A 15,329-nucleotide genomic window follows, 5' to 3' on the forward strand; every position below is an offset into this window, starting at 1 on the left:
GTTGGCAATGGCAGAGATCCTGGTGCTCGTCGAACAGGTCGACGGCGAGATCAAGAAGGTCACCCTCGAACTGCTCACCCTGGCCCGCTCGCTCGGCGAGCCGTCGGCCGTGTGGGCCGGTCCCGGCTACACCGACACCGCCAAGGCCCGGCTGTCGGAGTACGGCGCGGAGAAGATCTACGTCGCCGACTCGGCCGACATCGCCGACTACCTGGTGGCCCCCAAGGCCGAGCTGCTCGCCTCGCTGGTCGGCAGCCGGTCGCCCGCGGCGGTCCTGATCGCCTCGACCACCGAGGGCAAGGAGGTGGCGGGCCGCCTGGCCATCAAGACCGACAGCGGCGTCATCACCGACGCGGTCGGCGTGGCCGAGGGCTTCGTCGCCGAGCAGCCCGTCTTCGGCGGCGGCGTGATCGTGCACAGCAAGGTGTCCCGGGGCACTCCGATCATCGCCCTGCGGCCCAACTCGACCCAGCCGGTGGCCGCCGCCGGCGCGGGCGCCGAGGAGAAGGTCGACGTGGCGCTCTCCGACGCCGCCCGCGGAGCGCGGGTGGTCGAGCGGGTGAAGGAGAAGACGAGCTCCCGTCCGGAACTGACCGAGGCCGCGATCGTGGTCTCCGGCGGTCGTGGCGTCGGCGCCGACTTCTCGATCATCGAGCAGCTGGCCGACTCGCTCGGCGCGGCCGTCGGCGCCTCCCGGGCCGTGACCGACTCCGGGTGGTACCCGCACGAGTTCCAGGTCGGGCAGACCGGCAAGACCGTGGCGCCGCAGCTCTACATCGCGGCGGGCATCTCCGGCGCGATCCAGCACCGGGCGGGCATGCAGACGGCCAAGACGATCGTCGTGATCAACAAGGACGCTCAGGCTCCCATCTGGGAGATCGCCGACTTCGGCGTGGTGGGCGACCTGCACAAGGTGCTGCCGCAGCTGATCGACGAGATCACCAAGCGGAAGTAGCCCGGGCACGACGGTTCGGGGAAGGGCGCTGGGGCTTCGGCCTCGGCGCCCTTCTGGTGTCCATGGGTCGTCACGGTGGGGAGTGGCGCGGCCGGGTGGCGTGGGGTGCGGTGGGAGGGGCTGCGGCGGGGAGTGCCGGGGTGGGCGGAGCCGTAACGGAGCGGAGTCTTTCCTGCTTTCCACCACGTGAACACGGGGTTTCCGGCGGCTGTCCGGCGGGCAGACCGATTCAGGTCGCCCTTACGGCCCGGGCCGTAGTGGGCGACCACCAATTCCCCGCGATGGAGTCGGACTTCACTGCGGATACGCTTGTTCGGTGCGAACTGCCTACCTGGATCACGCCGCGACCACGCCGATGGTGCCCGAGGCGGTCGCCGCGATGGTGGCGGAGCTCTCCCAGGTCGGCAACGCCTCGTCGCTGCACGCCGCGGGGCGCCGGACCCGGCGCGTCGTGGAGGAGTCGCGCGAGACCATCGCCGGCGCGCTCGGCGCCCGGCCCAGCGAGGTCGTGTTCACCGCCGGCGGCACCGAGGCCGACAATCTGGCGATCAAGGGGCTGTTCTGGGCGCGGCGGCGTCCTCGGGTGCTGCTCAGCTCGATCGAACACCACGCCGCACTCGATCCGGCCCACTGGCTGGCCGACCACCAGGCCGCGCAGGTCGAACTGCTGCCCGTCGACGCCCAGGGACGGCTCCGGCCCGAGACGCTGCGGGCGGCGATCGGCGACGACGTCGCGCTGGTCAGCGTGATGTGGGCCAACAACGAGATCGGGACGGTCCAGCCGATCCACGAGCTGGCCGCCATCGCCCACGAGGCCGGCGTGCCCTTCCACACCGACGCCGTGCAGGCGGTCGCGCAGCTCGACGTCGACTTCGCCGCCTCCGGGGTCGACGCGATGACGATCTCCGGCCACAAGGTCGGCGGCCCCATGGGGGTCGGGGCGCTGCTGCTGGCCCGCGGGGTCGATCCGGTGCCGGTGCTGCACGGCGGCGGCCAGGAGCGTGACGTGCGGTCCGGGACCCTCGACGCGCCCGCCATCGCCGGGTTCGCCACGGCGGTGAAGCTCGCCGTCGAACGCCGGGCCGCGCTGGCTGCCCGGCTGACCGAGCTGCGTGACCTGCTGATCGCCAAGGTGCGGGCCGCGGTGCCCGACGTGGTGGTCAACGGCGACCTCGACGACCGGCTGCCGGGCAACGCCCACTTCACCTTCCCCGGCTGCGAGGGCGACGCCCTGCTGATGCTGCTCGACGCCAAGGGGGTCGAGTGCTCGACCGGCTCGGCCTGCTCGGCGGGGGTGGCGCAGCCCTCCCACGTGCTGCTGGCCATGGGGCAGGACGGCGCGCGGGCGCGCGGCTCGTTGCGGTTCTCCCTGGGCCACACGTCGACGCGGGAAGACGTCGAGTGGGTCGGCGAAGTGATCGGCGGGGTCGTGGAACGCGCCCGCCGGGCAGGTTTGTCCTGAGGTCTGGTCATGCTTTGCCTGAGCGCGCCGGTGTCTGGACTGAGGAGCGCAGGAGAGCGAAGCGAACCGGAGCGACGAGGGAAGACACCGGATCTGAGCGCTCAGGCCGCGCGTGCGGAGCACGCGCCGTCAAATTAGGTCAGGAAATGGGCCACCGCTGACCACTCCGGGTCCATCGTCGTGACGATCGCCGGGCGGCCCTCGCGCCAGACCAGATCCCTGACCGCGCGTTCGGTGGTGCCGGTCGGGTCGGCGTAGACGTGGAAGGTGCGGACGCCCTCCGAGCTCACGTGGGCCGCCACGACCGCCGGGCCCAGGGCCGCGGTGAGGGTCTGGTGGAAGGTGTTGAGGGCGTCGAGCGAGTCGCCCGCCGGGAGGCCGTCGCCGTCGGACTTGCGGTAGGGCAGGGTGACGGCGATGTGCTGGTCGTAGAGGGGGTAGTCGACCGGGCGGAGCGGGAACCTGGCGGTCGCGGTGAGCTTCTTGCCGCGGGCCGTGGTGCCCTCCAGGAGGGCCCACTGTTCGTCCTGGAAGCCCTCGGCGACGTCGGCCACGACGGCCGGGAGGTGGATCGCGGGGAGCGCGTCGATCGGCTCGATCTGGGCGGCGGTCACGTCGCCGACCCAGCGGGCGACCTCGTCTTCGCCGAGGAGGCGGTCGAGGGCCAGCATGGTGGTCTCCATGCGGGTGTCGTCGTCGACGTCCTCGAAGATCGGGTGGTAGGCGGAGATGTCGACCCTCGGGCTGCCCGGCGGGACCCGCAGGGCCACCACGAAACGGGCCATGTCGAACTCGTGGGGGCCCGCCGGGAACCGCACGTCGGCCGGGATCGACGCCGCCTGCCGGGACGGGTGGAACTCCCACATCGCGTCGGGCTCGGGGGCCGCCTTCGCCCAGCGGTGCGCCAGGGAACGCAGTTCGGGGTTGGCGGCCGAGCTGACGACCAGGGCGAACAGGCTGCCTCGGCCGTTGCCGATCTCCCAGACCAGGCCGGGGTCGATCGCCGCCACGGCGGGGGCCATCAGTTCCGCCTTGTCGTCGGCGGCCTCCACCTGGGGACGGGCCTCGGCCCACCACGCCCAGAACTCGGAGATCGCCACCGCCGGGTCAACCGGCTCGCTCTTGCGCCCGAACAACCGCATGGCGTGCAATCCAACCAGCAGGACGGGCAGGACGCCAACGCGGGTACGCTCGAAGGGTTATGGGATTCAAGCCTCTGCGCGTGCTCGCCGCCATGTCCGGCGGCGTCGACTCGGCCGTGGCCGCCGCCCGCATCGCGGAGGCCGGCCACGATGTGACGGGTGTGCACCTCGCGTTGTCGTCCAACCCGCAGTCCTACCGCACCGGCGCCCGGGGCTGCTGCACCGTCGAAGACTCGCGCGACGCCCGCCGCGCCGCCGACGTCATCGGCATCCCCTTCTACATCTGGGACATGGCCGAACGTTTCCACCGCGACGTGGTCGAAGACTTCGTGGCCGAATACGCCGCCGGCCGGACCCCCAACCCCTGCCTGCGCTGCAACGAGAAGATCAAGTTCGAGGCGGTGCTCGACCGCGCCCTCGCGCTCGGCTTCGACGCCGTCGCGACCGGCCACCACGCGCGTCTTGAGGACGGGGTGCTGCGGCGCTCGCCCGACGAGGGCAAAGACCAGTCCTACGTGCTCGGCGTGCTGACCCGCGAGCAGCTCTCCCACGCGATCTTCCCGCTCGGCGACTCGACCAAGGCGCAGGTGCGCGAAGAGGCCGCCCGCCGGGGCCTGACGGTCGCCGACAAGCCCGACTCCCACGACATCTGCTTCATCGCCGACGGCGACACCCGGGCGTTCCTCGCCGACCGCCTCGGCGAGGCCGAGGGCCCCATCGTCGACGCGCTGTCGGGCAAGGTCGTCGGCACCCACGGCGGCGCGTTCGGCTACACGGTCGGGCAGCGCAAGGGCCTCAACATCGACCGTCCCGCCGCCGACGGGCGGCCGCGCTACGTGTTGTCGATCGAGCCGGTGTCCAACACGGTGACGGTGGGGCCCCGGGCGGCGCTCGAGGTGACGTCCATCGTCGGGACCAGGCCGGTGTGGAACGGGCCGGTCGACACCTCCGCCGGTGAGATCGGGTGCCTGGTGCAGCTGCGGGCACACGGAGAGGTCTACCCGGCACGGGTGCGGGTCGGCGAGGGCGACGTCCACATCACGCTGGAGACGCCCGCCACCGGGGTCGCACCCGGCCAGGGGGCGGTGCTCTACGACGGCGACACGGTCATCGGCTCCGCGACGATCGCCTCCGCCGCCTGATCAGAGACTCTTCCTCCGTTACGGCTCCGCCTGGCCGGCCCCGCCCGCCGTCTCCGGCGGGCACCGCATCCGGCGCCGACCGGCCGCTCCCGCTCCACGCCGCGACGTCGGCTCTGTCGCCGGGCGACCCGTGTCCGAAGCCGGTCGTGCCTGCGGTTGCCGTGTCTGGGTGCGGAACCATCGCGTTTCCGGCATGTCCGGCTGTCCGCAGGTCAGGCGAATTCGGCTGATTCGCCCGGCTTGAGGCGGCGCATGTCGGACTTCTGTTTCTTGCCCTCCATCGTCATGAAGTTGTCGATCATGCCCTGGCCGATCTCGTTCACCAGCCCGTCGTGGGTCGAGAAGGCGTGGTCCGGGCGGACCATCCTGAGGTATTCGATGAAGTCCCACACCCGCAGCCACGGCGCGTTCGACGGGGCCAGCAGGACCTCGACGGGCACGCCCGGGTCGGTCAGGGCGTCGCCGGGGTAGAAGACGCGGTCGTCGATCAGGAAGCCGATGTTCTGGATGATCGGGGCGTCCGGAATGGTGGGCGCGTGCCATTCGCCGATGACGCGGACGGAGAAGCCGGCCACGTCGAAGACGTCGCCCTCGCGGACGGTCTGGATCTTCACGGGGACCTCGCCGAGGCTGTTCGTGACGGCGTTGCAGGTCCAGACCTCCAGGTCGGGGGCGGCCGACTTGATCAGGTTCTGGTCGAGGTGGTCGACGTGCTCGTGGGTGATCAGAACGGCTTCCGCGCCGTCGAGCAGGCCGGTCCCGCTGAAGCTGCCCGGGTCGAGGACGAGCGTGCGGCCGTCCTTCTCGAAGCGCCAGCAGGCATGACCGAGTTTGGTGAGCTTCATAATTCCTAAGCTAGTCCTCGTGCATTCGTACCCATGGGACCAGGCCACCGCCACCGGGGTCGGCTCTCACCCCGGCGAAGACCATTTCGAGGCGCTCCGCACCGTTTTCGGGGAGCTGCCGATGCCCTATCTGCCCGAGTTGCCGGCGCGGGGGGTGGGGGCGGACATGATCGGGCGTACCGCCTCGTTGCTCGTCGAACTGCCCGTCGAGGTGCAGCCCTCGGGCTGGCGGATCGCCGACCGGCCGGGGCGTGACCACAAGCGGGCGCGTGACCACCTGCGCCGCGATCTCGACGCGCTGGAGGAGGTCGCGCAGGGGTTCACCGGGCCGCTGAAGATCCAGATCTGCGGGCCGTGGACGCTCGTCGGGGCCATCGAGCTGCGCCACGGCGACAAGATCCTCGCCGACGCGGGAGCGGTCCGCGACGTGACCGACTCGCTGACCGAGGGGCTCGCCGCGCACATCGCCGACGTGCGGAAACGTGTTCCGGGGGCCTCGCTCGTCGTGCAGGTCGACGAGCCGGGGCTGCCGGGGGTGCTGGCCGGGACGGTGCCGACGGCGTCCGGGTTCTCGCGCCTGGCGGCGATCGAGGGGCCGCTCGCCGCCGCGCGGCTGGGGCAGGTGCTGTCGGCGGCCGAGTTCCCGATCGTGCACTGCTGCGCGCCTTCGGTGCCGTTCGAGGTGCTCCGCACGGCGGGGGCCAAGGGCATCTCGCTCGACGCCGCGCTCATGCGGCGGCGCGACGAGGACGCCCTCGGCGCGGCCATCGAGGCGGGCACCGCGTTCTTCCTCGGCGTGGTGCCGGGCACCGACAGCCGGCTGCCCGACGTCGGCGTGGTGGCCAAGCCCGCGCTGGAGTTGTGGCGGCGGCTGGGCTTCCCGCCCGAGGGGCTGGCGCACCAGGTCGTGCTCACTCCCGCCTGCGGGCTCGCGGGGGCCTCGCCCGCCTACGCGAAGGCCGCCCTGGCGAAGTGCCGCGAGTCGGCCCGGGTGCTGAGGGAGGACCCGGAAGAGCAGTAAAGGCTTCTTCCGTTACGGCTCCGCCCGGCCGGCCCCGCCCGCCCCGCGGCACGCCACCGCATCCGGCGCCGACCGGCCGCTTCTCCTCCCGCCGCGACGGGAGTACATCCGATTGCAAGCGTGGCCAGGTATCCCTGCTCTCATGCGGATATTTCTGGTCACGGGCGCGGTGCTGGCCGCGCTGCTCGTCGCGGCGTCACCGGCCGCCGCCGACACCTGGCACTGGGGGCCGGTGAAGTCGGCCGACGGCAAGGGCAGGGTCACGAACGGGAAGATCGTCAGCACCGCCACGGGACTCAAGATCGCCGGGCGGCTCCATGACGCCACGGCGGGCGGTTCGTGTTCATGGGTGCGGTTCCGGTACCTGACTGAAAGCGGCAAGACGGTGTACAAGTCGTACAAGACCTGTAAGGCCGGATGGAGCACGGTGACCCTCAGAACGGGACATGTCCTGAGCGTCGAGGCGCGGGTCTGCCGGGGCACGGCCACGGCGGTTACCGGGCGTTGCTCCGCTTATGAGGGGGTCTGGGCGCAGGGCGGCTGAGCACGGGAAAAGTCGGTCGGCGGCGATAGGTTTTCCCTGAGTCGCGATGAGGGGAGCGGGGCATGACCGAGGAGACCGCGCCGGAGCCGAGTCCGGAAGAGGCCGAGCTCAGCAGGCGGCACTCGGAGCTCACGGAGCTGATCGAGCAGGCGAGCTGGCGCTACTACGTGCTCGACTCGCCGACGGTCAGCGATGCCGAATACGACTCCTGGATGCGGGAGATCACGGCCATCGAAGAGCGGCGGCCGGAGCTGCGCACGCCCGACTCGCCGACGCAGAAGGTCGGCGCGCCGATCTCCACCGAGTTCACCGCCGTCGAACACCTCCAGCGGATGGAGAGCCTCGACAACGCCTTCAACGCGGCCGATCTGGCGGGCTGGCAGGGGCGGGCCGAGCGGCTCGCCGAGCGTGATCCGGCGCCCTACCTGTGCGAACTGAAGATCGACGGGCTGGCGGTCGCGCTGGTCTACGAGAAGGGGCGCCTGGTCAGGGCCGCCACGCGCGGCGACGGGCGGGTCGGCGAAGACGTGACGCCCAACGTCCGCACCATCGCCGACGTGCCCGAACGGCTGACCGGCGACGACGTGCCCGACCTCATGGAGGTCCGGGGCGAGGTGTTCCTGCCGGTCTGGGGCTTCGAGAAGCTCAACCAGGAGCTCATGGACGCCGGCAAGCCGCCCTTCGCCAACCCGCGCAACTCCGCCGCAGGGTCGTTGCGGCAGAAGGACCCGCGCATCACCGCCCATCGGGCGCTGCGCATGATCGTCCACGGCGTCGGGAAGTGGGAGGGCGCGACGGCGCCGAAGGCCCAGTCGGAGATGTACGACCGGCTGAAGTCGTTCGGCCTGCCGGTCAGCGACCGATACAGGGTCGTCGCGACGATGGCCGAGGTCCAGGAGTTCGTCGACCACTACGCCGAACACCGCCACGACACCGAATACGAGATCGACGGCGTGGTGGTCAAGGTCGACCGCGTCGACGTGCAGCGGCAACTGGGCTCGACCAGCAAGGCGCCCCGGTGGGCGATCGCCTACAAATACCCGCCCGAAGAGGTCACCACCAAGCTCCTCGACATCCGCGTCGGCATCGGGCGGACCGGCCGGGTGACGCCGTTCGGCATGATGACCCCGGTGGTCGTGGCCGGTTCGACGGTCGAGCGGGCGACGCTGCACAACGCGTCCGAGGTGGTGCGCAAGGGCGTGCTGATCGGCGACACGGTCGTGCTGCGCAAGGCCGGCGACGTGATCCCCGAGATCGTCGCGCCGGTGGCCGACCTCCGCGACGGCACCGAGCGGGCGTTCGTGATGCCCACCCACTGCCCCGAGTGCGGCACCGAGCTCGCCTACGAACGCGAGGGCGACGCCGACCTGCGCTGCCCCAACACCCGGGCCTGCCCCGCCCAGCTCCGGGAGCGGATCTTCTTCGCCGCCGGCCGAAACGCCTTCGACATCGAAGGCCTCGGCTACGTCGCCGCGACCGCCCTCACCCAGCCGCTGCCGCCGCAGGAGCCGGTCGTCCGCACGGAGGCCGACCTGTTCGACCTGACGATCGACCGGCTGCTGCCGATCCGGTCGTCGGTCCGCGACCAGGACTCCGGCCTGGCCAAACTCGACCCCGAGACGGGCGAGGAGAAGGTCGTCTCGTTCTTCGCCAACAAGTCGGGCGCGCCCAGCAAGAACGCCCTGACCATGCTGGAGAACCTGGAGAAGGCCAAGTCGGCCCCGGTCGCGCGGGTGCTCGTGGCCCTGTCGATCCGGCACGTCGGCCTGCCTACCGCGACCGAACTGGCCGCGCGGTTCCGCTCCATCCAGGCCATCGCCGACGCCTCGGTCGAAGAACTGGCCGAGGTCGAGGGCATCGGCACACGCGTGGCTGAGACGATCAAGGAGTGGTTCGAGGTCGACTGGCACCTGGAGATCATCGACCGGTGGCGGGCGGCGGGGGTCGTGATGGAGGACCCGGAGCCCGTCGACCGGTTGCCGCAGACCCTCGACGGGCTGACGTTCGTCGTCACGGGGACCCTGGCGGGGTTCAGCCGCGACGAGGCGTCGCAGGCGATCACCTCGCGGGGCGGGAAGGTGACGTCCTCGGTGTCGAAGAAGACCAACTTCGTCGTGGTGGGGGAGAACGCGGGCTCGAAGTACGACAAGGCGGTGACGCTGAAGGTGCCGATCCTCGACGAGGAGGGGTTCCGGGTGCTGCTCACCCAGGGGGTGGAGGCGGCGCGGGAAGTGGCGGTCGTGGGGGAGGAGTAGGCACGGCATCCCCCAGCCCACGGAGGCGACGCAAGTCGGAGCGTGGGGTCGCGGGTGGAACCAGTGGGTGGATCCGGGGCGTGAACCGGCCGCTCACACACCGGCGTCTCCTATTGGCGGTGGGACCGCACGTGGTACCGGAATCTGGTACCGGGGCGTGGAGTCGCGCATCGAGCCGGTGTCTGGAGTTGAACCTGGAACCGGAGCATGGAAGAGGCCACCCGTTCCGGGCTTCTGGGCCGGGACGGGTGGCCTCGGTCTGCGGGGGTGCTCGGGTGTGGTTCGGTGCAGCCCGCAGAGTTCGGGGAGTTACAGGGCCGTGCAGGTCACCGACGGGACGTTGTTGGTGCTGCCGGAGTTGGCCGTGAAGCCGAAATTCGTGCTGGCGTTCGGGGCGAGGTTGCCGTTCCAGTTGAGGTTGGTCACCTGGACGTTGCCGCCCGACTGGGTGTGGCTGCCGCTCCACAGCTGGGTGATGGTCTGGCCGTTGGCGAACGTCCAGTTGACGCGCCAGCCGGTGAGGCCGACGCTGCCGCTGTTGCGGACCGCGACCTCAGCCTGGAAGCCGCCGCCCCACGGGTTGATGATCCGGTAGGTCGCCGCGCACGACTTCCCGCCCGGCGTGGGCGTCGGGGTGGGGGTCGGCGTGGGCGTGGGGGTCGGGGTGGGCGTGGGAGTCGGCGTGGGGGTGGGCGTGGGCGTGGGGGTCGGGGTCGGCTGCGGGGTGTACGGAGCCGCCATCGCCAGGTCGTAGGCGCGCTGGGCCACGAACTGGCCGGCGGCCGCGATGCAGCCGTCGGCCTCGCCGGGCAGCTTGACCCACAGGAAGGCGTCGATCGCCGAGTCGCCGGTGTTGGTGGTGCTCCACGTTCCGGTCGCGCGGCCGCCCGGGTCGCACCACTCGCTGCCGAGCGGGCCGTTGCCGTTGCGGCTGGTGTCGATCACGGCCTTGAGGCGGGAGATGCCGGTCGCGGCGATGATGTTCTTCGCGTAGGCGATCTCGGTCGAGGAGTAGCGGTAGTTCGAGACGTTGAGCGAGATGCCGTCGGCCGAGTTGGCGATGTCCGACTGGAGGAGCCGGTTGGCCGCCTCCTGGGCGCCGAGCCAGCCCGAGTGGCCGATGTCGAAGTAGACCTTGACCTGCGACGAGGCCGCCTTGAGCTTCTTGCCGGCGTACGCCATCGACGCCTTCACGTCGTTCTGGAGCGACGTGCTCATGCAGTTCGTCATGATCGGCAGCACGTCGGGCTCGAGGACGATGTAGGCCGCGCGGCCCTGGAGACCCGCCGCGACCTCGTCGATCCAGGCCCGGTAGGCCGAGTGGCTGGGCGCGCCGCCGGTCGAGGCGCCGGAGCAGTCCCGGTTGGGGATGTTGTACACCACCATGATCGGGATCTTGCCCTGGGACGCCGCCGCGCCCACGTACGAGCTGACCTGCGAACGGACCGTCGAGGTGTTGGTCGTGGTGAACCAGCGGCCCTGCGGCACGGCCGCGATGCGGTCGCGGATCACGGCGGTCTTCGAGTCGTTCGGGTTGGCGGCCACCCAGCGGGCGGCGCTGGTGTCCGGGTCGACCCAGAACACCGAGTCCGCGGCGTTGGCGGCCGACGTGCTGAGAACGGCGGTGCCCACCCCCAGGGCGGTGACGGCGGCGGCGAATGCAGCCGTCAGAGTCCTTCTTCGAAACATGAGATACTCCGTCCCAGAATGTGGGAGCGCTCCCACCAGGTTGCGGCGATCTAATCACCAGATGGCGGGCTCCTGAAGGCCCAGGCCGAATAAGGCGGGGTTGCCAACATGAAACACCCAGGCAACGCCGTGGAAACGGCTATCTGGGCATCTGAAACTTTCAGTGCGAACGTGCTAGATCAATCCATCGCACGAAATATCCCGTAACGCAACGTGCCCAAGCGGTTTCGCGAAGTGGCCCGTAGGCCGTACCCTCCCATAGTGACCTCTTGGGGGGTTTCTCAACGATGACTGCAATTGCGCGCCATCTCATGCCATGTCCTGAGATCGGCGACTCGACCGGACCTATTGATCGCGCCCCCGCGCCGCCCGACACTCGGGACGCCGGGCCGCGGCTCGGCTCGCCCCTGTGGACCTACTTCGCGGCGATCACCACGATCGGGTTCACCGCCCTCGTCGTCGCGACCGTCCGGCTCGGCGGGCCGGAACTGGCGCTGCTCGGCGCCGCCCCGCTCTTCTGGGTGCTGGTCGTGCTCGTCTTCCTGGGCGAGCTGCGGCCGGTGATGGTGAGCTCGTCCGCCCTCGTCGGGGGCACCCCCACCTCGACGATGTTCACGTTCGCCGTGCTGATGCACTACGGGTTGTCCGCCGCCGCGATCATGCAGGCGGTCGCGATGCTGGTCAGCGGGCTGGTGCACAAACGGGCCTGGCATCGCATCGCCTTCAACATCGCCCAGGTCACCCTTGCGTGCCTGGCCGCCGCCGTGACGTTCGGCATGTTCGGCGTGCACTCCCGGCCCACCCACACCTGGACGCCGACGGGGGCCGACATCCCGGCCATTCTGCTCGCCGGGTTGGCGTACTTCCTGGTCAGGGGCCTGCTGGTGTGCGGCGCGGTGGCGCTGCACGAGCGCAAGAGCGTGCTGCGCGTGCTGAAGACCTCGCTCGTGCCGCAGGGCCTCGTCTACGGGGCGCTGCTCGGCCTCGCGCCGCTGGTCGTCGTGGTGATGGACCACTCCGCCGGGCTGGTGCCGCTGTTCGTGGCGCCGCTGGCGGCCGTCTACTTCACCGCGACGTTGTCGATGCGCCGCGACCACCAGGCGATGCACGACGGCCTGACGGGGCTCCCGAACCGGAAACTGCTCATTCTCCGTACGGAGGAAGCGCTCGCCGAGGCCCGCCACGACGAACGGGTGGGCCTGCTGCTGCTCGACCTCGACCGGTTCAAAGAGGTCAACGACACCCTGGGGCACCCGGTCGGCGACCTGCTGCTCAAGATCGTGGCCCACCGGCTGACCCACTCGGTCCGGCCCGGCGACGTCGTCGCGCGGCTCGGGGGCGACGAGTTCGCCGTCCTGCTGCCGCAGATCCGCGACGCCCAGGCGGCCAAGGAGGTGGCCTCCCGCCTGCGGGTCGCGCTGACCGAACCGGTGCGGCTCGAAGGCATGACCTTCGACCTCGACGCGTCCATCGGCATCGCCCTCTACCCCGACCACGCCCCCGACTTCGAGCTGCTGCTCCAGCGCTCCGACGTGGCGATGTACATGGCCAAGGAGGCCCGCTCGGGCGTCGAGTTCTACGTCGCCGAACGCGACCGCAACTCCCCGGAGCGCCTCAGCCTGCTCGGCGACCTGCGCAGGGCCATCGACGGGGCCGAGCTCGACCTCCACTACCAGCCCAAGGTGGCGCTCCAGGACGGCCGCGTGGAGGGCGTCGAGGCGCTGCTGCGCTGGTGGCACCCGGTCCGCGGCCCGGTCTCGCCCGGCGAGTTCATCCCGCTGGCCGAGCAGTCCTACCTGATGCGCGAACTGACCCAGTACGTCATCGCCAAGGCCCTCGACCAGGCCGCCCGCTGGTGGCACTCCGGCCTGGAGGTGCCGATCTCGGTCAACGTGTCGGCCCGCGACCTGCTCGACTCGGGCCTGCCCGACCAGCTCTCGGCCGGTCTGGCCCAATACTCGCTGCCCGCCAACGCCATCCACCTGGAGGTCACCGAGCGCATCCTGATGACCGACCAGGCCTACTCGGCCGACACGATCCGCACGCTGGCGACCCTGGGCGTCCCCCTCGCGCTCGACGACTTCGGCACGGGCTATTCGACCCTCGTACGGCTGCAGCGGCTGGAGGTCGACGAGGTCAAGATCGACGCCTCGTTCGTCCGGAAGCTGGGGGAGTCGGCCGACGACGAGCGGATCGTGCGCTCAATCATCGACCTGGTGCGCTCGCTCGGATTGCGTGCCGTGGCCGAAGGCGTGGAATCGGCCGACATCGCCGCGCAATTGCGGGGCATGGGGTGCCACGCCGGGCAAGGCTGGTGGCTCGCCGAGCCCATGCCGGCCGAGGAGGCCGTCGTGTGGTTGCGGTCGCGGCTGCGGCTGCCGATGGCCACGTCCAGGGTCGATTGACCGCGTCGAGGAGGGGCTGCGGCTCGCCCTAGGATGAGGTGTCCACACTCCATCCAGGAATCGGGTTAAACGACTTATGTCTGCCATAACCCGCGAAGAGGTCGCTCACCTCGCCCGGCTGTCCCGGCTGGCGCTGGCCGACGAGGAACTCGACCACTTCGCCGCCCAGCTCGACCAGATCGTCGGCGCGGTCGCCCGTGTCGCCGAGGTCGCGACCGCCGACATCCCGCCGTCGTCACACGCGCTGCCGCTGACGAACGTGTTCCGGCCCGATGTCGTCGCGCCCAGCCTCACCCCCGAGCAGGCCCTTTCCGGCGCGCCCGCCGTCGAGGACGACCGCTTCCGCGTGCCCCGCATCCTCGGGGAGGAGGCGTGAGCGAGCTGATCAAGAAGACGGCCTCCGAGCTGGGGTCGCTGATCGCCTCCGGCGAGGTCTCCGCCGTCGAGGTGACCCAGGCCCACCTGGACCGGATCGCCGAAGTTGAAGACCGCGTCCACGCGTTCCTGCACGTCGGCGCCGAGTCGGCGCTCGCGCAGGCCGCCGCCGTCGACGCCCGGCGGGCGGCCGGCGAGGAGCTGGGCCCGCTGGCCGGCGTGCCGATCGCCCACAAGGACGTCTTCACGACGACCGACATGCCCACCACCGCCGGCTCGAAGATCCTCGAAGGCTGGCGCCCGCCCTACGACGCGACGGTCACCCGCCGCCTGCGCGAGGCCGGCCTGGTCATCCTGGGCAAGACCAACCTCGACGAGTTCGCGATGGGCTCCTCGACCGAGAACTCGGCCTACGGCCCGACCCACAACCCGTGGGACCTGACCCGCATCCCGGGCGGCTCGTCGGGCGGCGCCTCGGCCTCGGTGGCCGCCTACGAGGCCCCCCTCTCGACCGGCACCGACACGGGCGGCTCGATCCGCCAGCCCGCCGCCGTGACGGGCATCGTCGGCATGAAGCCGACCTATGGCGGGTCGTCCCGCTACGGCCTCATCGCGTTCGCGTCGTCGCTCGACACTCCCGGGCCGTTCGCCCGCAACGTCCTCGACGCCGCGCTTCTCCACGAGGCGTTCTCCGGCCACGACCCGATGGACTCGACCTCGATCGACCAGCCGGTGCCCTCGGTGGTCGAGGCCGCCCGCCAGGGTGACGTCGCCGGTCTCACGGTCGGCGTGGTCAAGGAGTTCGGCGGCGACGGCTACCAGCCGGGCGTGCTCGCGCGCTTCCAGGAGGCCGTCGAGTTGCTGGAATCCCTCGGTGCGAAGGTCGTCGAGGTGTCGTGCCCCTCGTTCACCTACGCGCTGCCGGCCTACTACCTGATCGCGCCGTCCGAGTGCTCCTCGAACCTGGCCCGGTTCGACGCCATGCGCTACGGCCTGCGCGTCGGCGACGACGGCACCCGCTCGGCCGAAGAGGTCATGGCCCTCACCCGGGCGGCCGGCTTCGGGCCCGAGGTCAAGCGGCGCATCATGCTCGGCACCTACGCGCTCTCGTCCGGCTACTACGACGCCTACTACGGGTCGGCCCAGAAGGTCCGCACCCTCATCTCGCGTGACTTCGACGCCGCCTTCCAGCACGTCGACGTGCTGATCTCGCCGACGACCCCGACGACGGCGTTCCCGATCGGCGAGCGGGCCGACGACCCGATGGCCATGTACCTGGCCGACCTGTGCACGATCCCGTCGAACCTGGCGGGGAACGCGGCGCTTTCGGTGCCCTGTGGTCTCGCCGACGAAGACGGGCTTCCCGTCGGTCTGCAGATCATGGCGCCGGTGCTCGGCGACGACCGGTGTTACCGGGTGGGCGCGGCCGTCGAGCGGGCTTTCGAGTCCCGCTGGGGCGGGCCGCTGCTGTCCAAGGCTCCGGCTCTGTAGAAA

Annotated in this window: 12 protein-coding genes; 9 read left to right on the forward strand and 3 right to left on the reverse strand. The window is 70.9% G+C overall.

Annotated features, from left to right (window positions below):
• The first annotated feature begins 7 nt into the window (after positions 1–7).
• Positions 8–955, forward strand: coding sequence for an electron transfer flavoprotein subunit alpha/FixB family protein (locus GT755_RS23520; RefSeq protein WP_161481824.1), 948 nt, complete (start codon positions 8–10; stop codon positions 953–955).
• Positions 956–1,271: 316 nt separating this feature from the next.
• The gene (locus GT755_RS23525; protein ID WP_161481825.1) at positions 1,272–2,417 is read left to right on the forward strand and encodes a cysteine desulfurase family protein; all 1,146 of its coding nucleotides are present in this window, start codon (positions 1,272–1,274) and stop codon (positions 2,415–2,417) included.
• A gap of 134 nt (positions 2,418–2,551) precedes the next feature.
• Here the strand turns inward: GT755_RS23525 and GT755_RS23530 are convergent, their stop codons facing one another.
• The gene (locus tag GT755_RS23530) at positions 2,552–3,559 is read right to left on the reverse strand and encodes a DUF695 domain-containing protein (protein ID WP_161481826.1); all 1,008 of its coding nucleotides are present in this window, start codon (positions 3,557–3,559) and stop codon (positions 2,552–2,554) included.
• A 59-nt stretch (positions 3,560–3,618) separates the two neighbouring features.
• Between GT755_RS23530 and mnmA the strand changes: the two genes are divergently transcribed.
• Positions 3,619–4,701, forward strand: a complete 1,083-nt coding sequence (mnmA, locus tag GT755_RS23535; RefSeq protein ID WP_268903482.1) for a tRNA 2-thiouridine(34) synthase MnmA — start codon at positions 3,619–3,621, stop codon at positions 4,699–4,701.
• 212 nt (positions 4,702–4,913) lie between these two features.
• On the opposite strand, the gene GT755_RS23540 is transcribed toward mnmA, so the two are convergent.
• On the reverse strand, positions 4,914–5,546 hold the full coding sequence (locus GT755_RS23540; protein ID WP_161481827.1) for an MBL fold metallo-hydrolase: 633 nt from the start codon (positions 5,544–5,546) through the stop codon (positions 4,914–4,916).
• Between the two features lie 19 nt (positions 5,547–5,565).
• Here GT755_RS23540 and GT755_RS23545 point away from each other — a divergent pair, with 19 nt between their 5' ends.
• The 3 genes from GT755_RS23545 to ligA all read left to right on the forward strand — a co-directional run bounded on the left by GT755_RS23545 (position 5,566) and on the right by ligA (position 9,366).
• Positions 5,566–6,567: a methionine synthase gene (locus GT755_RS23545; protein WP_161481828.1), complete on the forward strand. Its 1,002-nt coding sequence runs from the start codon at positions 5,566–5,568 to the stop codon at positions 6,565–6,567.
• A gap of 142 nt (positions 6,568–6,709) precedes the next feature.
• The gene (locus GT755_RS23550; RefSeq protein WP_161481829.1) at positions 6,710–7,111 is read left to right on the forward strand and encodes a hypothetical protein; all 402 of its coding nucleotides are present in this window, start codon (positions 6,710–6,712) and stop codon (positions 7,109–7,111) included.
• A 62-nt stretch (positions 7,112–7,173) separates the two neighbouring features.
• Complete coding sequence (ligA, locus tag GT755_RS23555) at positions 7,174–9,366, forward strand: NAD-dependent DNA ligase LigA (protein WP_161481830.1); 2,193 nt, start codon at positions 7,174–7,176, stop codon at positions 9,364–9,366.
• Positions 9,367–9,675: 309 nt separating this feature from the next.
• Here the strand turns inward: ligA and GT755_RS23560 are convergent, their stop codons facing one another.
• Entirely contained in the window at positions 9,676–11,055 is a 1,380-nt protein-coding gene (locus GT755_RS23560) for a glycoside hydrolase family 6 protein (RefSeq protein WP_161481831.1), read from the reverse strand.
• Positions 11,056–11,366: 311 nt separating this feature from the next.
• Here GT755_RS23560 and GT755_RS23565 point away from each other — a divergent pair, with 311 nt between their 5' ends.
• The 3 genes from GT755_RS23565 (at position 11,367) to gatA (ending at position 15,326) form a co-directional block, all read left to right on the forward strand.
• Positions 11,367–13,460, forward strand: a complete 2,094-nt coding sequence (locus GT755_RS23565; RefSeq protein ID WP_161481832.1) for a putative bifunctional diguanylate cyclase/phosphodiesterase — start codon at positions 11,367–11,369, stop codon at positions 13,458–13,460.
• 76 nt (positions 13,461–13,536) lie between these two features.
• Positions 13,537–13,836, forward strand: coding sequence for an Asp-tRNA(Asn)/Glu-tRNA(Gln) amidotransferase subunit GatC (gene gatC / locus GT755_RS23570; RefSeq protein ID WP_030456557.1), 300 nt, complete (start codon positions 13,537–13,539; stop codon positions 13,834–13,836).
• Entirely contained in the window at positions 13,833–15,326 is a 1,494-nt protein-coding gene (gene gatA / locus GT755_RS23575) for an Asp-tRNA(Asn)/Glu-tRNA(Gln) amidotransferase subunit GatA (protein ID WP_161481833.1), read from the forward strand. Before gatC ends, gatA begins: the two co-directional genes overlap by 4 nt.
• Positions 15,327–15,329: the final 3 nt, after the last annotated feature.

This window comes from Herbidospora solisilvae (assembly GCF_009901565.1).
Classification (GTDB): Bacteria; Actinomycetota; Actinomycetes; order Streptosporangiales; family Streptosporangiaceae; genus Herbidospora; species Herbidospora solisilvae.

What these genes read in the sequence shown, in the direction of transcription:
- gatC (WP_030456557.1), top strand. Translation starts at nt 13,537, where the DNA reads ATGTCTGCCATAACCCGCGAAGAGGTCGCTCACCTCGCCCGGCTGTCC.
- GT755_RS23560 (WP_161481831.1), bottom strand. Translation starts at nt 11,055, where the DNA reads ATGTTTCGAAGAAGGACTCTGACGGCTGCATTCGCCGCCGCCGTCACC.
- GT755_RS23540 (WP_161481827.1), bottom strand. Translation starts at nt 5,546, where the DNA reads ATGAAGCTCACCAAACTCGGTCATGCCTGCTGGCGCTTCGAGAAGGAC.
- GT755_RS23565 (WP_161481832.1), top strand. Translation starts at nt 11,367, where the DNA reads ATGCCATGTCCTGAGATCGGCGACTCGACCGGACCTATTGATCGCGCC.
- mnmA (WP_268903482.1), top strand. Translation starts at nt 3,619, where the DNA reads ATGGGATTCAAGCCTCTGCGCGTGCTCGCCGCCATGTCCGGCGGCGTC.
- GT755_RS23530 (WP_161481826.1), bottom strand. Translation starts at nt 3,559, where the DNA reads ATGCGGTTGTTCGGGCGCAAGAGCGAGCCGGTTGACCCGGCGGTGGCG.
- ligA (WP_161481830.1), top strand. Translation starts at nt 7,174, where the DNA reads ATGACCGAGGAGACCGCGCCGGAGCCGAGTCCGGAAGAGGCCGAGCTC.
- GT755_RS23520 (WP_161481824.1), top strand. Translation starts at nt 8, where the DNA reads ATGGCAGAGATCCTGGTGCTCGTCGAACAGGTCGACGGCGAGATCAAG.
- GT755_RS23550 (WP_161481829.1), top strand. Translation starts at nt 6,710, where the DNA reads ATGCGGATATTTCTGGTCACGGGCGCGGTGCTGGCCGCGCTGCTCGTC.